Annotated in this window: 17 protein-coding genes; 15 read left to right on the top strand and 2 right to left on the bottom strand. The window is 71.1% G+C overall.

Annotation, left to right across the window (positions count from 1 at the left end):
• Window positions 1-3 precede the first annotated feature (3 nt).
• From NBH00_RS22275 to NBH00_RS22260, 4 genes are all read left to right on the top strand, one after another.
• Window positions 4-1,395 carry an MBOAT family O-acyltransferase gene (locus NBH00_RS22275; protein WP_254570763.1) on the top strand — a complete coding sequence of 464 codons (1,392 nt, stop codon included), beginning with the start codon at window positions 4-6 and terminating at the stop codon, window positions 1,393-1,395.
• Window positions 1,396-1,408: 13 nt separating this feature from the next.
• On the top strand, window positions 1,409-2,440 hold the full coding sequence (locus NBH00_RS22270; protein ID WP_254570762.1) for a DUF459 domain-containing protein: 1,032 nt from the start codon (window positions 1,409-1,411) through the stop codon (window positions 2,438-2,440).
• Between the two features lie 107 nt (window positions 2,441-2,547).
• Window positions 2,548-3,417, top strand: a complete 870-nt coding sequence (locus NBH00_RS22265) for an IS982 family transposase (protein ID WP_254569017.1) — start codon at window positions 2,548-2,550, stop codon at window positions 3,415-3,417.
• An 84-nt stretch (window positions 3,418-3,501) separates the two neighbouring features.
• Window positions 3,502-3,882, top strand: coding sequence for an FKBP-type peptidyl-prolyl cis-trans isomerase (locus NBH00_RS22260; RefSeq protein WP_254570761.1), 381 nt, complete (start codon window positions 3,502-3,504; stop codon window positions 3,880-3,882).
• A gap of 50 nt (window positions 3,883-3,932) precedes the next feature.
• Here the strand turns inward: NBH00_RS22260 and NBH00_RS22255 are convergent, their stop codons facing one another.
• A complete protein-coding gene (locus NBH00_RS22255) occupies window positions 3,933-4,886 on the bottom strand; it encodes an SDR family NAD(P)-dependent oxidoreductase (protein ID WP_254570760.1) in 954 nt (317 codons plus the stop codon).
• 50 nt (window positions 4,887-4,936) lie between these two features.
• Here NBH00_RS22255 and NBH00_RS22250 point away from each other — a divergent pair, with 50 nt between their 5' ends.
• Window positions 4,937-5,179, top strand: a complete 243-nt coding sequence (locus NBH00_RS22250) for a hypothetical protein (RefSeq protein WP_254570759.1) — start codon at window positions 4,937-4,939, stop codon at window positions 5,177-5,179.
• Window positions 5,180-5,186: 7 nt separating this feature from the next.
• Here the strand turns inward: NBH00_RS22250 and NBH00_RS22245 are convergent, their stop codons facing one another.
• Window positions 5,187-5,864, bottom strand: coding sequence for a GntR family transcriptional regulator (locus NBH00_RS22245; RefSeq protein ID WP_254570758.1), 678 nt, complete (start codon window positions 5,862-5,864; stop codon window positions 5,187-5,189).
• A 125-nt stretch (window positions 5,865-5,989) separates the two neighbouring features.
• Here NBH00_RS22245 and NBH00_RS22240 point away from each other — a divergent pair, with 125 nt between their 5' ends.
• Genes NBH00_RS22240 through NBH00_RS22195 form a run of 10 tightly spaced genes read left to right on the top strand, consistent with a single transcriptional unit; the run spans window position 5,990 to window position 15,410 of the window.
• On the top strand, window positions 5,990-6,268 hold the full coding sequence (locus NBH00_RS22240) for a HypC/HybG/HupF family hydrogenase formation chaperone (protein ID WP_302182663.1): 279 nt from the start codon (window positions 5,990-5,992) through the stop codon (window positions 6,266-6,268).
• Window positions 6,265-6,522 carry a HypC/HybG/HupF family hydrogenase formation chaperone gene (locus NBH00_RS22235; RefSeq protein ID WP_254570756.1) on the top strand — a complete coding sequence of 86 codons (258 nt, stop codon included), beginning with the start codon at window positions 6,265-6,267 and terminating at the stop codon, window positions 6,520-6,522. The genes NBH00_RS22240 and NBH00_RS22235 overlap by 4 nt, the downstream gene beginning before the upstream one ends.
• The gene (gene hypD, locus NBH00_RS22230; RefSeq protein ID WP_254570755.1) at window positions 6,519-7,634 is read left to right on the top strand and encodes a hydrogenase formation protein HypD; all 1,116 of its coding nucleotides are present in this window, start codon (window positions 6,519-6,521) and stop codon (window positions 7,632-7,634) included. The genes NBH00_RS22235 and hypD overlap by 4 nt, the downstream gene beginning before the upstream one ends.
• Window positions 7,635-7,637: 3 nt before the next feature.
• Window positions 7,638-8,726, top strand: coding sequence for a hydrogenase expression/formation protein HypE (gene hypE / locus NBH00_RS22225; RefSeq protein WP_254570754.1), 1,089 nt, complete (start codon window positions 7,638-7,640; stop codon window positions 8,724-8,726).
• An 11-nt stretch (window positions 8,727-8,737) separates the two neighbouring features.
• Window positions 8,738-9,799, top strand: coding sequence for an NADH-quinone oxidoreductase subunit B family protein (locus NBH00_RS22220; protein WP_302182662.1), 1,062 nt, complete (start codon window positions 8,738-8,740; stop codon window positions 9,797-9,799).
• 15 nt (window positions 9,800-9,814) lie between these two features.
• On the top strand, window positions 9,815-11,593 hold the full coding sequence (locus NBH00_RS22215) for a nickel-dependent hydrogenase large subunit (RefSeq protein WP_254570752.1): 1,779 nt from the start codon (window positions 9,815-9,817) through the stop codon (window positions 11,591-11,593).
• Window positions 11,594-11,597: 4 nt separating this feature from the next.
• The gene (locus tag NBH00_RS22210) at window positions 11,598-12,986 is read left to right on the top strand and encodes a DUF5947 family protein (protein ID WP_254570751.1); all 1,389 of its coding nucleotides are present in this window, start codon (window positions 11,598-11,600) and stop codon (window positions 12,984-12,986) included.
• Window positions 12,986-13,654: a DUF6084 family protein gene (locus NBH00_RS22205; protein WP_254570750.1), complete on the top strand. Its 669-nt coding sequence runs from the start codon at window positions 12,986-12,988 to the stop codon at window positions 13,652-13,654. The genes NBH00_RS22210 and NBH00_RS22205 overlap by 1 nt, the downstream gene beginning before the upstream one ends.
• Window positions 13,651-14,898 (top strand): hypothetical protein, encoded by a 1,248-nt coding sequence (locus NBH00_RS22200; protein WP_254570749.1) that lies wholly within the window; start codon window positions 13,651-13,653, stop codon window positions 14,896-14,898. The genes NBH00_RS22205 and NBH00_RS22200 overlap by 4 nt, the downstream gene beginning before the upstream one ends.
• A complete protein-coding gene (locus NBH00_RS22195) occupies window positions 14,895-15,410 on the top strand; it encodes a hydrogenase maturation protease (protein ID WP_254570748.1) in 516 nt (171 codons plus the stop codon). Before NBH00_RS22200 ends, NBH00_RS22195 begins: the two co-directional genes overlap by 4 nt.
• Window positions 15,411-15,419: the final 9 nt, after the last annotated feature.

Below are 15,419 nucleotides of genomic sequence, written 5' to 3'. Positions count from 1 at the left end.
ACGATGCTCTTCCCCACCGTTCAGTTCGCGATCTTCTTCCCCGTCGTCCTGACGCTGTCGTGGGCGCTCATGTCGCGCCCGCGGTACTGGAAGCCGTTCATCGTCCTCGCGAGCTACGTGTTCTACGCGGCGGCGAACCCGCGGTTCTGCCTCCTGCTCGGCGGCGTGACGCTCGTCAACCAGGGCTTCGCGAAGCTCATCGCGCGGACGGACGACGAGCGGCGCCGCAAGCAGCTCATCGTGAGCGTCGTCACCATCGACCTCGCCGCCCTCGGCGTGTTCAAGTACTACTCGTTCTTCGTCTCGAGTCTGAGCGACACGCTCGACAAGATCGGGCTCGGGTCGCCGCTGCCGCTGCTGACGATCGCGCTCCCCGTCGGCATCAGCTTCTTCACCTTCCAGGCGATCTCCTACGTCGTCGACGTCTACCGCCGCCAGGTCGAGCCGTCCCCGACGCTCGACGTCGCGCTGTACCTGAGCTTCTTCCCGCACCTCGTCGCCGGGCCCATCGTCCGGGCGAAGGAGTTCCTCCCGCAGCTGCTCAAGCCGCGGGACCCCAGCCGCGTCGCGGTCGGGGCCGGCATCTCGCTCATCGCGCTCGGCCTCGTGAAGAAGGTCGTCATCGCCGACTACCTCGCGCGGTCGGTCGTCGACCCGGTGTTCGGCGTGCCGCAGCAGTTCCACGCGCCCGACGTCCTGCTCGCGGCGTACGCGTACACGGCGCAGATCTACTGCGACTTCTCCGGCTACACGGACATGGCGATCGGCCTCGCGCTGCTCATGGGCTACGTCTTCCCGCAGAACTTCAACAGCCCGTACAAGGCGACCGGGTTCCAGGACTTCTGGCGCCGCTGGCACATGACGCTGTCGCGGTTCCTGCGCGACTTCCTCTACATCCCGCTCGGCGGCAACCGGGGCGGGAAGTGGTTCGTCTACCGCAACCTCATGCTCACGATGCTGTTGGGCGGCCTGTGGCATGGCGCGGCGTGGACGTTCGTCATCTGGGGTGGCCTGCACGGGCTCTACCAGGTGCTCGAGCGCATGTGGGGCGGCCGCGTGAAGCTCCCGGTCTTCGTCCGCTGGTTCGTCACCTTCCACGGGGTCGTGCTCGGGTGGATCGTCTTCCGCGCGCAGGACATCGGTCAGCTCGGTGACTTCCTCAAGCGCCTGGCCGACCCCGGGGCGCTCACGCTCCTGACGCCCGGCGTCGCGCTCGCCGTCGGCCTGACGATCGGGCTGCAGCTCGTGCCGACCGGCTTCCTGCAGCGGGCGACGATCTGGTTCGAGGGGCTGCGGCCCGTCGCCCTCGGCGCGGGCCTCGCCGTCCTCGTCGTCGTCGCCACCGCGACGATCTCGAGCCAGGGCGTCGCCCCCTTCATCTACTTCCGCTTCTGAGAGGACCGACCACATGGCCGACGACGACGCCCTGATGGACCGCTTCGAGAAGAACTCGCAGCGCTTCCGCGCGCGCGACGCGATCATCACGGTGTTCGTCGCGGCGTTCGTGCTCGTCCTCATCCAGGGCCGCTCGATGAAGCACACCGGCGAGCAGCTCTCGCCCGGCTGGCAGCGCGACGTCGTCCTCGCCGTCGCGAAGCCCTCGGGCTGGGTCGGCAAGCTGCTGCCGCTGCACCACGCCGCGCACGAGCTGACCGCCGGGCTCTCGCCCGATCAGGAGCTCGCGAAGACCGGTGGCTTCGACCAGGCGCCGCCCGCGGGTGCCGCGGGCGCGGGCGTGGCGAACGCCGTCCCCCTCGTCACCCCGGACGCGTTCAACCCGGCGTCGATCGGCGCGAAGCCCGACCCGAAGCTCCCGCTCAAGACGCTCGTCGTCGCGGGCGACTCGCTCTCCCAGCTGCTCGCGCCGGCGCTCGGCCGCGCGCTCGCGCCCAAGGGCGTGAAGGTCGTGCAGGACTTCAAGCTCGGCTCCGGCATCTCCAAGACCGACCTCGTCGACTGGGGCCGCCTCGCGGTCACCGAGAAGCAGAAGGACAAGCCGGACGCGGTGATCATGTTCATGGGGGCCAACGAGGGCTTCCCGATGAAGAACGCCGCGGGCAAGGACGTGCCGTGCTGCGGCGCCGACTGGGCGGCGATCTACGCCAACCGCGCGCGGCAGATGATGAACACGTACCGCGCGGGCGGGAAGACGCACGTCTACTGGCTCACGATCCCGGCGCAGCAGCGGTCCGCGCGGCAGGCGATCGCGAAGGTCGTCAACGAGGCGCTGCGCGTCGCCGCCGCGCCCTACGGCCGGCAGGTCACGATCTTCGACACGATCCCGACCTTCAGCCCGGGCGGGAAGTACCAGGCCGCGATCCCGATCGGCGGCAAGGACACGATCATCCGCCAGCCCGACGGCATCCACCTGAACGACGCCGGCGCCAACCTGCTGAGCCAGATCATGGTCAAGCAGCTGCAGACCGGCTTCACCTTCTAGATGGTTCGTTCCACGGCGGGGGCGGAGGAGTCGGGTAGGCAGGTGACATAAGCAGGCAGGTCGAAGTCGGCGGTGCTATCTCGCCAACGCCGACCCTGGGGGCCTCGATGGACGCCGACCTCGACCTGCTGCTGATCGCTGTTTACTGCACCTGCGACGATCTCCTGCCTGCGAAGGGCAAGAACGCCAAACGGATCTTGACCGACGCGGAGGTCGTCACGTTGAGCGTGGCTCAGCAGGTACTGCGGATCAGCTCTGACGAGCAGTTCTGGGCGATGGCACCGCATCGCTTGGGGCACCTGTTCCCGCGACTGCCCAAGCGCCCGGGTTTCGTCAAACGCCGCCAGCGCCTGTCGGACAAAATCGAAGCGCTGATCCTCGAGTTCGCCCGCCACACCAACGGCTTTGACGACGACCTGCTCGTGGTCGACAGCACACCGGTCGAATGCGGTCGCTCGGTCGAAACGACGCGCCGCAGCGCCCTGGGCAACGCCGCGGAGTACGGCTACTGCGCCAGCCATTCCCGCTTCTTCTGGGGCTTCCGCCTGCACGGCCTGTTCGCGACCGACGGCACTCCACGCGCCCTTGCCCTGACCTCCCCGAAAACGGGCGAACGAGACGTCGCGCTGGACATGCTCGCCCGCTGCCACCGCAACGGCCCGGTCACCGTCATCGGCGACAAGGGCTACTCCGGCCGCGACTTCCACGCCCAAGCCTCCGCGCTCGGCGCCACGATCGTCCGCCCCCGACGCAAGGACGAGGCCGGCAAAGAGCCGCACCTGGCCCCGATCCGGCAATGCGTGGAATCGATCTTCTGGACATGCAAAGACATGCTCAACCTCGAGGACCACCGCGCCCGCGAGCTCCACACGCTCCGCACCCGCCTGGCCGCCAAGTTCCTCGCTCTCACCGCCGCGATCGCTCTCAACGAACGCCTCGGCCGCCCACCACGCAACCTCACTGCCTACTACGCCTGACCGATCCGTGGAACGAACCATCTAGGGGGATGAGGGCAGGGGAGGACACGCCCCGGCGGTACCGCGCGGCATAGACTCGCGGGCATGTCCACTGACGAGAAGCCCACCGTCGACGTCCCGGTCGGGACCGACCCCTCCTACCAGCTCGAGCTCGACGACCTCGTCGTCGGCGACGGCCCCGAGGCCCAGGCCGGCCACACGGTCGAGGTCCACTACGTCGGCGTCTCGTGGTCCAGCGGCAAGCAGTTCGACGCCTCCTGGGACCGCGGCGACACGTTCAAGTTCGGTCTCGGCAAGGGCCAGGTCATCCAGGGCTGGGACCAGGGCGTCGCCGGCATGAAGGTCGGCGGCCGCCGCCGCATCACCATCCCGCCGATGATGGGCTACGGCAAGCGCGGCGCCCCGCCGGTCATCGGCCCGGACGAGACGCTCGTGTTCGTGGTGGACCTGGTGGGGGTGCGGTAGGGCTCGGTGCTCGGCGCTCAGGCACCCGTTCGCCGGGCGGTCGGGCCCCGCTACCCCACCAGCCCCCGGCACTCCGCCACGAGCCGTGCCCCGTCACCCGGCTTCGCCCGCGTCGTCGGCAGGAGGTTCACCGGCCGCCGGCGCCGGTCGTGCCAGAAGCCGCCGCTCGACCGTCCCGGCTCCGCCGCCGCGCCGAGCCAGACGATCGTGTCGGCGCCCTGCTCGGGCGTGCGCAGCGCCGGACCGAGGACGCGGTGGAAGCGCGGGAGGGAGTCGCGGACGCCCGGGGTGTCCGCCCAGCCGGGGTGCATCGCGTGGGCGACGACGCCGGTGCCGGCGAGCGCGACGGCCCACTCCTGCGTGAGCAGGACCTGGGCGCGCTTCGTCCGCGCGTAGACCGCAGCGGGGGCGTACTCGGCCCGCTCGGTCTGCAGGTCGCCGAGGTCGAGCTTCTGCCCGTACATGCCGCCGGAGGAGACGGTGACGATGCGCGCCGGGGCGCTCGAGCGCATGAGAGGCAGCAGGCCCTCGGTGAGCGCGAACGTGCCGAGGACGTTCGTCGCGAAGGTCAGCTCGATGCCGTCGGCGGACAGCGTGCGCTCGGGGGCCATGACGCCGGCGTTGTTCACGAGGACGTGGAGGGCCGCCTCGTGCTCGGTGATGCGGGCGACGGCCTCCCGGATCGAGCCGAGGGACCCGAGGTCCCCGAGGACGACCGCGACGTCCGGGTTGCCCGTCGCGGCCGCGATCTCCGCGCGGGCCCGCTCGCCCCGCTCGGCGCTCCGGGCGAGCAGCAGCGTCCGCGCCCCGAGGCCGGCGAAGCGCTCGGCGGCGGCGCGGCCGATGCCCGCGGTCGCCCCGGTGACGAGGACGGTCCGTCCCTCCATCTGCGGCAGGTCGGCCCCGCCGCCGGGCCACGAGCGGCGCCGCAGCTCGTAGCCCACCCGCGAGTAGCCGGGGGCGATCGTCAGGTCCAGGGCGCGGTCCAGCGCGGCGTCGAGCATCACCTTCTCTCCGTGCCCGGCGGCCCGGTGGATCAGTCAGACTCCCGCCCATGGCGAGACAGCGCAGACGCGGACGGGAGGCACAGCGCCAGGCGGAGACCGAGGAGCGGATCCTCGCGCTGCGCAAGGCGGGGCGCGCGTGGTGGATCCGCGGGGTCCTCGCGATCGTATTCGGCGGCCTGCTCGGTCTCCTCGTCCCGATCATGTTCGCGGCGGGCATCGTCGCGTTCGTCGTCTGCGTGTACCTCGGGCTCCGCGAGGGCATCGCCGCGCAGCGCCTCGAGAACGGGTGAGGGGCGCTCAGTTCGCGGCGGGCGGCGCGAGGGACTGCTCGACGAGCGCGCCGAGCGTGAGCCAGTTCGCGCGGGCGGCGCTCGCCGCGGCGGCGGCGTTGCCGGCCCGCGCCCGCTCGATGATCGCCGTGTGCTGCGCGACCGACCGGCCGCCGGGGAGGGTCCGGAGCGCGAGGCGCTCCATCCGGTGCACCGTCGGGTCGAGCCGCTCGAGCGCCCGGACGACGTAGGCGTTGTCGGCCCGCGCGACGAACACGCCGTGGAAGCGGTCGTCCGCCGCGAAGGCCCGCGGTCCGTCCTGGGCGTGCAGCGCGGCGAGGAACGCCTCCTGCGCGGACTCGAGCGTCGTGACGTCCCGCGCCGTGAGGTGGGGGACCGCGAGCTCCGTGGCGAGGCCGTGGACCGCGGCGAGCATCGGGAAGGCGTCGTGCGCGGCCGGCCCCGTGATCTCCGTGACCCGCGTGTAGCGCTGCGGCGAGGACTCGACGAGGCCCTCGTCGGCCAGCCGGTGCAGCGCCTCGCGGACCGGGGTGCGGCTCAGGCCGAGCCACGCGCACAGCTCGGGATCGTGCAGGTGCTCGCCCGGTTCGAGCGTGCCGTCGACGATCGCGGCGCACAACCTCACGTACGCGGCGTCCCGCAGAAGCTCGCGTTTGCTGCCGAGGCGTTCCTCCGGAACAGGCATCTCACATATCAGTAGACCACCGCGGTCAAGTTGTTTGCGTCACGAAGTCCGGCGGGCGCATGATGGCTCGGACAGGCCGGTCTCAGACGGAGGCGGCCGTGGACTGAGCACCAGGGGAACGACATATGTGCCTGGCCATCCCGGGAAGGGTGATGGAGATCGTGGACGAGGCGAACCGCCTCGCCCGGGTCGATGTCGCCGGGGTCCAGCGCACGGTGAACGTCGGCCTGATGGACGCCGAGGGCGACCCGATCGAGCCAGGCGACTGGGTGCTCATCCACGTCGGCTTCGCGATCTCGAAGGTCGACGAGGCCGAGGCGGCGCAGACCCTGCTCATGCTCCGCGGGATGGGGCAGGACTTCGAGACGGAGCTCGCGGAGCTCCGGGAGAGCCTCATCGAATGAGCTCCCTCGACGCCTCGGCCGCGATCGCCCTGGCCTGCGCGACCGACCACGCTAACCACTGCATCACCTGCAGCGACGAGGGGACGCCGATGGTCGTCCTGCAGCTCGACGAGGCCCGCGGCCTCGCACTCTGCGAGGACCTCGCCGGCGAGCACCATACCGTCGAGGTCGCCCTCGTCGACGCCGAGCCGGGCCACACCCTGCTCGTGCACGCCGGCACCGCGCTGCTGAACCTGAACGGAGACCGCGCATGAGGTTCGTCGACGAGTTCCGCGACCCCGAGCTCGGCCGTGCGCTCGCCGCCGAGATCCGCCAGACGGTGGACCCCGGCACGCACCTGAAGCTCATGGAGGTCTGCGGCGGACACACGCACTCGATCTACCGCTACGGCGTCGACGATCTCCTCCCCGAGAACGTCGAGCTCGTCCACGGCCCCGGCTGCCCGGTCTGCGTCATCCCGATGGGCCGCGTCGACGACGCGATCGCCATGGCCCACGAGCCGGGCGTCATCTTCACGTGCTTCGGCGACATGATGCGCGTGCCCGGCTCGAACGGGACGCTCATGGAGGCGAAGGCCGCCGGCGCCGACGTGCGGATGGTCTACTCGCCGCTCGACGCGCTGCGGATCGCCAAGAGCGAGCCCGGCCGCGAGGTCGTCTTCTTCGCCATCGGCTTCGAGACGACGGCGCCGTCGACCGCCCTGACGCTCAAGCGGGCGAAGGCCGAGGGCGTCGAGAACTTCTCCTGCTTCTGCAACCACGTGACGATCGTGCCGCCGCTGCGCGCGCTGCTCGACTCGCCCGACCTGCGCCTGGACGGCTTCATCGGCCCCGGCCACGTCTCGACCGTCGTCGGCGCCCGCCCGCTCGAGTTCATCCCCGCCGACTACGGCAAGCCCGTCGTCGTCAGCGGCTTCGAGCCCGTCGACATCCTGCAGTCGGTCCTCATGATCCTGACCCAGCTGCGCGACGGGCGCTGCGAGGTCGAGAACCAGTACTCGCGCGTCGTCCCGTACGAGGGCAATCTCCGCGCGCTGGAGGTCATGGCCGAGGTCTTCGCGCTGCGCCCGCACTTCGAGTGGCGCGGCCTGGGCTTCATCTCCCAGAGCGGCCTGCGGCTGTCGGACGCCTACGCGGACATGGACGCCGAACGGCGCTTCTCCGTCCCCGGCGTCCGGATCGCCGACCCGAAGGCGTGCCAGTGCGGCGAGGTGCTCAAGGGCGTCATCCGGCCGTGGGAGTGCAAGGTCTTCGGGACCGCGTGCACGCCCGAGCGCCCGATCGGCACGTGCATGGTCTCGAGCGAGGGCGCCTGCGCCGCCTACTACAACTACGGCCGCTTCTCCCGCGAGCGCGAGGTGGTCTGAGCCATGGCGACCCCGGTGACCGACCGCGAGACGCGCATCCTCGGGATCATCGAGAAGACCCGCGCGAAGCGGCCGAAGTTCCGCGACGAGCGCATCACGATGTCCCACGGCGCGGGCGGCAAGGCGACCGCCGCGCTCATCGAGGGGCTGCTGCTGCCCGCCTTCGCGTCGCCCGCGCTCGACCGGCTCGGCGACGCGGGCGAGCTCACCGTCGGGACCGCCGAGCTCGCGATGACGACCGACAGCTTCGTCGTCAGGCCGATCGTCTTCCCCGGCGGCTCGATCGGGGAGCTCGCGGTCAACGGCACGGTCAACGACCTCGCGATGGCCGGGGCGCGGCCGCTCGCCCTCACGCTCTCGCTCATCCTGGAGGAGGGCCTGGGGGCCGACGTCCTGAAGGCCGAGATCGCCGCCATCGCCCGCGCCGCGGAGGTCGCCGGCGTGAAGATCATCGCCGGCGACACGAAGGTCGTCGAGCGCGGCCACTGCGACCAGATGTACATCTGCACGACGGGCCTGGGACGGCGCGACCCGCGCGCGACGCTCAGCCCGGCGTCCCTCAGGCCGGGCGACGCGATCCTCGTGTCCGGCCCGATCGGGGAGCACGGCACCGCGATCATGCTCGCCCGCGGCGAGTTCGAGCTCGGCGCGGAGATCGTCTCGGACACGCGCTGCCTGTGGCCGCACGTCGACGCGCTGCTCGACGTCTGCGGCCCGGAGCTGCGCTGCCTGCGCGACGCCACCCGCGGCGGCGTGGCGTCGGTGCTCAACGAGCTCGCGCGCGCGTCCGGCGTGGCGATGCTCGTCCGCGAGGCGGCGGTGCCCGTGCACCCCGCCGTCGCCGGCGCCGCGGAGATTCTTGGCATCGACCCGATGCATGTCGCGAACGAGGGCGTGTTCGTGGCGGTCGTGCAACAGGAGAAGGCGGAGGCGGCACTCGCCGCGCTCCGGGCGATGGAGGGCGGCGAGCAGGCCGCGCACATCGCGGACGTGAGGACCGAGCCCCCAGGGATGGTGCTCGTTGAGACGGCCTTTGGCGGCCGGCGGGTCATGGATCAGCTCGTAGGCGACCCGCTGCCGAGAATCTGCTGAGGAGGCGACGCATGTCGGCGACGGAGTTCGTACCGAACCAGGCAACGACGGAGGCGATCACCGCACACGTGCTGTGGATGACCGTCGGGCTCTCGTGTGAAGGCGATTCGGTGGCCATGACCTCGGCCACCAACCCGAGCCTGGAGGACATCATCACCGGGGCGATCCCCGGGATGCCGAAGGTCGTGGTCCACAACCAGGTGCTCGCCTACGAGGTCGGCGACGACTACGCGCAGGCGTGGTACGACGCGGAGAAGGGTCTCCTCGACCCGTTCGTCCTCATCATCGAGGGCTCGCTCGGCAACGAGAGGATCAACGGCGATGGCCACTGGACCGGCTTCGCGTACGACAAGACGACGAAGCAGCCGATCACCGTCAACGAGTGGATCGACCGGCTCTCGCCGCAGGCGTCCGCCGTCGTCGCGATCGGGACGTGCGCCACGTACGGCGGCATCCCGGCGATGAAGAACAACCCGACCGGCGCGATGGGCGTCCGCGACTACCTCGGCTGGGGCTGGAAGTCGAAGGCCGGTATCCCGATCGTGAACATCCCGGGCTGCCCCGCCCAGCCGGACAACATGACCGAGATGCTCATGCACCTCGTGTTCGCGCTCGCGGGGATGGCGCCGGTGCCGGAGCTCGACGAGGCCGGCCGGCCGACGTCGCTCTTCGGGCGCACCGCGCACGAGAGCTGCAACCGCGCGGCCTTCTACGAGCAGGGCAACTTCGCCACCGAGTACGGCTCGGACCACCGCTGCCTCGTGAAGCTCGGCTGCAAGGGCCCGGTCGTGAAGTGCAACGTCCCGCTGCGCGGCTGGCAGAGCGGCGTCGGCGGCTGCCCGAACGTCGGCGGCATCTGCATGGCCTGCACCATGCCCGGCTTCCCCGACAAGTACATGCCGTTCATGGACGAGGACCCCAACGCGAAGCTCTCGTCCAACCTCGCGAAGTTCAGCTATGGCCCGATCCTGCGCTGGGGCCGCGGCCAGTCCATCAAGCGCAAGTTCGACAAGGAGCCCGACTGGCGACACAACCGTCCCGAGCTCACCACCGGCTACGCCAAGCGCTGGTAACGGGAGACGATGAACATGGCCACCACCGAAACCTCAACCTCACAGAAGGTCGTCGTCAAGGAGATGTCGTGGGATCCCATCACCCGCATCGTCGGGTCGCTGGGCATCCACACGGAGATCGACTTCACGAACCAGCGCGTGAACAAGTGCTACTCGACGTCGATGCTGTTCCGCGGCTTCGACATCTTCATGAAGGGCATCGACCCGCGTGACGCGCACTTCATCACGAGCCGCATCTGCGGCATCTGCGGTGACAACCACTGCACGTGCTCCTGCCTGAACCAGAACATGGCGTACGGCGTGAAGCCGCCGAAGCTCGGCGACTACGCGTTCAACCTCGCCGAGTCGGCGGACTTCATGTTCGACCACGCGATCTACAACGACTGCATGGCGAACGTCGACTACTCCGAGCAGATGGTGAAGGAGACGAACCCGGGCGTGCTCGCGAAGGCGGAGCAGACGAACGCGCCGCACGCGGCGATCCACGGCTACAAGACGATCGCCGACATCATGCGCGCGCTCAACGCGTTCACCGGCGACTTCTACCTGGAGACCCTCCAGGTGGCGCGCTACACGCGCGAGATGTACTGCCTCTTCGGCGGCCGGCACACGCACCCGTCGACGATCCTCCCCGGCGGCTGCAGCGCGGACATCACGCAGCAGACGCTGACGGAGTACTACGTGCGCCTCATGCGGTACATGGACTACTGCAAGCGCACGGTCCCGATGCACGACGACCTCTACGACTTCTTCTACGAGGCGCTGCCCGGCTACGAGATGGTCGGCTACCGGGACACGAACATCATCTGCTGGGGGGCGTTCGACGACCCCGAGCACGTCGACTACAGCTACCGGAACATGACCGACTGGGGCCGCGCCCGGTTCGTCACGCCGGGGCTCGTCTTCGACGGCGAGCTCGTCTCCACCGACCTGGTCGAGATCAACCTCGCGATCCGGATCATGCTCGGCTCGTCCTACTTCGACGACTGGGCGGGCCGGGAGGCGCCGTTCGTCACGAAGGATCCGCTCGGCAACGCGGTCGACCCGCGCCACCCGTGGAACAAGGTGACGCTGCCCAAGCCGCAGGCGCGGGACTTCGCCGACAAGTACTCGTGGGTCGCCTCGCCGCGCATGTACAACGCGAAGAAGGACACGTTCGTCGCGAGCGACACCGGCGGCGGCCCGTTCGCCCGCCAGTGGGTGACGGCGAAGGCCGGCCTGCTCGACATCGGCTACCTGAAGGCGACGGGCGACTCGATCAGGATGGTCCTGCCGAAGACGGGCTTCATGCCCGAGATGGAGCTCGAGTGGAAGGTGCCGAAGTGGTCCAACGCCATCGAGCGGCAGCGGGCCCGGACCTACCACCAGGCGTACTCGGCGCTCGTCGGCCTCTACAACCTCGAGAAGGCGCAGGTCGAGGTGCGGGCCGGCCGGACGAAGTCGTGGAACGACTTCAAGGTGCCGGACGAGGCGGTGAGCGTCGGCTTCCACGAGGCGGCGCGCGGCGTCCTCTCGCACCACATGGTCATCCGCGACGGGAAGATCGCGAACTACCAGCCGTACCCGCCGACCCCGTGGAACGCGAACCCGCGTGACACGAACGGCACGCCCGGCCCCTACGAGGACGCGGTGCAGAACACCCCGATCTTCGAGGAGAACGGCCCCGAGGACTTCAAGGGGATCGACATCATGCGGGCGGTGCACTCGTTCGACCCGTGCCTGCCGTGTGGCGTGCACATGTACGGGAAGGGGAAGGTCCGGAAGGTCGTCCACACGCCGACGGGGATGTGCTGAGCAGATGCACGACGGGGCACCGAGCACCGAGGACCCGGGGGCCCTCGCGCTGCGCGTCCAGGAGCTCTCGGAGCGTCTGGACGCGGTGGCGGACGAGGAGGTCCGCGCGCTGGCCGACGAGCTGGCTGCGGCCCTCGTCGCGATGTACGGCGAGGGTCTGGAGCGGATCCTCGCCGTGGTGCCCGAGGAGACGGTGCAGGCGCTGGCCGGCGACGGGGTCGTCGCCAGCCTCATGCTCATGCACGGGCTGTACCCGGTCCCGCTCGAGGACCGGGTGCGGGAGGCGCTCGACGCCGTGCGGCCCTACCTGCGGTCGCACGAAGGGGACGTCGAGCTCGTCTCGCTGACCGACGGCGTCCTGCGGCTGAAGCTGCTCGGAAGCTGCAACGGCTGCGGGGCGTCGGCGGCGACGCTCGAGGTCGCGATCGAGGACGCGCTGGCGGAGGCGGCGCCGGACCTGCTCGGGCTCGAGGTCGCCGGCGTCGTCGCGCCGCGCGCGGTGACGCCGAGGACCGCGCCGGCGGACGTCGACTGGGTCGTCCTCGGCGGGGCGAAGGACCTCGCCCGTGGCGCCCACGCGGCCCTCGCCGACGGGCTCTTCGTCGCCAACATCGCCGGCACGCTGCTCGCCTACCGGGACGCGTGCGCCGCGTGCGCCGCGCCGCTGAGCAGCGGCATGCTCGTCGGCGGCGCGCTGACCTGCACGTCCTGCGGCCGCGCCTACGACCTGCCGCGGGCGGGGCGGGCGAAGGACGACTCGGGCCTGCAGCTCGAGCCGGTCCCGCTGCTGCGCGGCGGCGGCGAGGTCAAGGTGGCCATCGAGCAGACCGGCGACGCCGGGCACGGCACGGGCGGCTGCGAGCTGTGCTCGTCCGGGGTCGGTGACGACCATCGCCACCTCCTGCACCTCACCGATCGGCGCATCGTCTGCGTCTGCGAGACGTGCTGGTCGGTGCACTCGGGCGACGCCGAGTACCGTCCGAGCGGCGCCCGCCGCCTGTGGCTCGAGGACTTCCACCTGGGCGAGGAGGAGTGGCGTGCGCTGGAGATCCCGATCGGCCTGGCGTTCCTCATGCGCAGCGGCGTCAGCGGCGAGATCGTCGCCCTCTACCCGAGCGCCGTCGGGGCGACGGAGTGCCAGCTCGACCTCGCCGCCTGGGACCGCCTCTGCGAGGCCAACCCGGTGCTCGCGCGGCTGGAGCCGGACGCCGAGGCGCTGATCGTCAACCGCCTCGCGTCCCCGCCGCAGCACGCGATCATCCCGATCGACGAGTGCTACCGGCTCGTCGGGCTCATCAAGTCCCGCTGGGAGGGCATCTCGGGCGGCCGCGCGATCGAGGGCGCGGTGGCCGACTTCTTCGCGACCCTCGAGCGCCAGGCGATCGCGGCCTGATGTCGACCTTCGCCCGCGTCGAACCGCCGACCGCGTCCGAGCCGCAGCTCAGCGTGCTCGACGCGGGTCCCGTCCCGCACGCGGCGACGCCGACGCTGCGCTTCCAGCTGCACCTCACCGAGCCGCTCGGGCGCGAGGTGTACGTCGGCGCGCTCACGATCCAGGTGCAGATCGACCCCGCCCGCCGCGTCTACGACGACGCGACGCGCGCGAAGCTCGTCGAGCTCTTCGGCGCCCCCGAACGCTGGGCGGCGACGACGCACCCGTTCCAGTGGGCGCAGGTCTCGACGCTCGTGCCGGGCTTCACGGGCGCGACGTCGTTCACCCTCGACGTCCCGGTGACGTACGACCTCGAGGTCGCCGCGAGCCGGTACTTCCACTCGCTGCCGGACGGGATGGCGCCGCTCTCCTTCCACGTCACCGGGATGCTGCTGCTCGTCGGGTCCGGCGACCGCATGCAGGTCGTCCAGGTGCCGTGGAGCTGCTCGGCGCGGTGGAGCATGCCCGTGGCGACGTGGCGGCGGACGATCGCCGCGTACTACCCGGGGGGCGGCTGGGTGCGGCTGCAGACCGAGACGCTCGACGCGCTCGGGGCCTACAAGGCCGTGGCCGGCCATCACGACCACGACGCGTGCGTGCGGGCGCTGCTGGAGGGGGCCGGGCGATGACCGGCACCGACGTCGACGAGCTCGTCCGCACCCTCCTCTACGAGGGCTACGCGCTCTACCCGTACACGCCGGGCGCGACGAAGAACGCGACGCCGACTCCGTTCGGGATCGTCTACCCGCCGGCCTACGCGGCCCGCAGCCCGCACACGTTCGACCACCTGCGGATGGTCGGCCTCGTCCAGGGGCCGCCGGCCGCGCGGCTGCGGGTCGCGGTGCACTTCCTCGAGCCGAGCGGGACCCGTCACGAGGCCGACGCCAACGAGGTCCTGCTCCCGCCGACCACCCTCGCGGCCCTCGCCGAGGCGCCCGCCGGCGTCCCCTTCGCCGGGTACGGCGTGCGCGGTCGCGTGACGATGCAGGCGCAGGCGCTCGGCCCCGACCTGTGGCGCGTGACGACGGCGGTCCACAACCTCACGGATGTCCCGGACGGCCTCGACCGGGCGGGCGCGCTGCGCCACAGCCTCATCTCGACGCACGTGCTCGCGCGCGTCGGCGGCGGGGCGCGCTTCCTCTCGCTCATCGACCCGCCCGAGCACGCCGCCGGTGCGGTGATGACGTGCGTGAGCGTCAACACCTTCCCGGTCCTCGCGACCGACGACGACGACGCGCTGCTCGGCGCGGCGATCATGCTGCCCGACCACCCGCAGCTCGCGCCCGAGTCGCAGGGCGACCTCTTCGACGGGACCGAGATCGAGGAGGCGCTGCTGCTGCACGTGCTCGCGCTCTCCGACGAGGAGCGCGACGCGGTCACCGCGCAGGACCCGACCGTCCGGGCGATGATCGAGCGCGCCGTCGCCGCCACGCCCGAGGCGATCAGGCGCCTGCACGGCCGCGTGACGATCCGCGACCCGGACCCGGCCGGCTTCGGCGCGGGCGCGACGGCGAACGCCGGCGGCGAGGGCCGCGAGGTCAAGGGCGAGACGACGCTGCTCGTCGACGGGACGACCTACCGGCTCGGCGCCTCCGTGCGCCTGCGCGCGGGGGACGACCACGCCGCCCACGACCACCTGCTCGACGGCCGCCCCGCCACCATCGAGCGCATCTACGTCGACTACGAGGACCAGGTCCACCTCTGCGTCACCGTCGACGACGACCCCGGCCAGGAGCTCATGCGCGACATCGGCCGGTACCTGTACTTCAAGCCCTCGGAGGTCGAGCTGATCTCGCCTGGCGGCTCGATCAGCTCGGCGAGTTCCTCGCCCGGGGGCTCGGAACATCGCGCGACCAAAGGGATGGAACCATGAGCGACGACAAGCCCGTCAAGCAGATCCTCGTCGCCGGCGTCGGGAACGCCTGGCTGCAGGACGACGCGTTCGGCGGGGAGGTCGCCCGGCGCCTGGAGGCCGAGGGAGTCCCCGACGGCGTCACGGTCATGGACTTCGGCACCGGCGGCCTCGACCTCGCCTACGAGCTCATCCGCGGGTACGACGCGCTCCTGCTCCTCGACGCGAGCCGCCAGGGCGGCGAGCCGGGGACGCTCTACGTCATGGAGCCCGACCGCGCGGAGTTCTCCGGCGAGCTGAAGGACGGCGAGAACATCGACCCGCACGACATGAACCCGATGACCGTCCTGCGCTTTGTCAGCGCCGTCGGCGGCTGGCCGGGCCGCGTCATGGTCGTCGCCTGCGAGCCGGGGGAGATCGCCGAGCCGGGCTTCGGCCTCACGCCGCCGGTCGCGGCCGCCGTCGACGTCGCCGCGTCCTTCGTCCGCCAGACGATCGGCGAGCTGCAGACCGACGCCGCGTACACGGCCTGAGGGCGCGCA

The sequence above is a fragment of the Paraconexibacter antarcticus genome (assembly GCF_024220175.1).
Lineage (GTDB): Bacteria > Actinomycetota > Thermoleophilia > Solirubrobacterales > Solirubrobacteraceae > Paraconexibacter > Paraconexibacter antarcticus.
The sequence above is the reverse complement of the archived record's forward strand: the minus strand, read 5'-3'. Positions and strand labels throughout refer to the sequence as shown.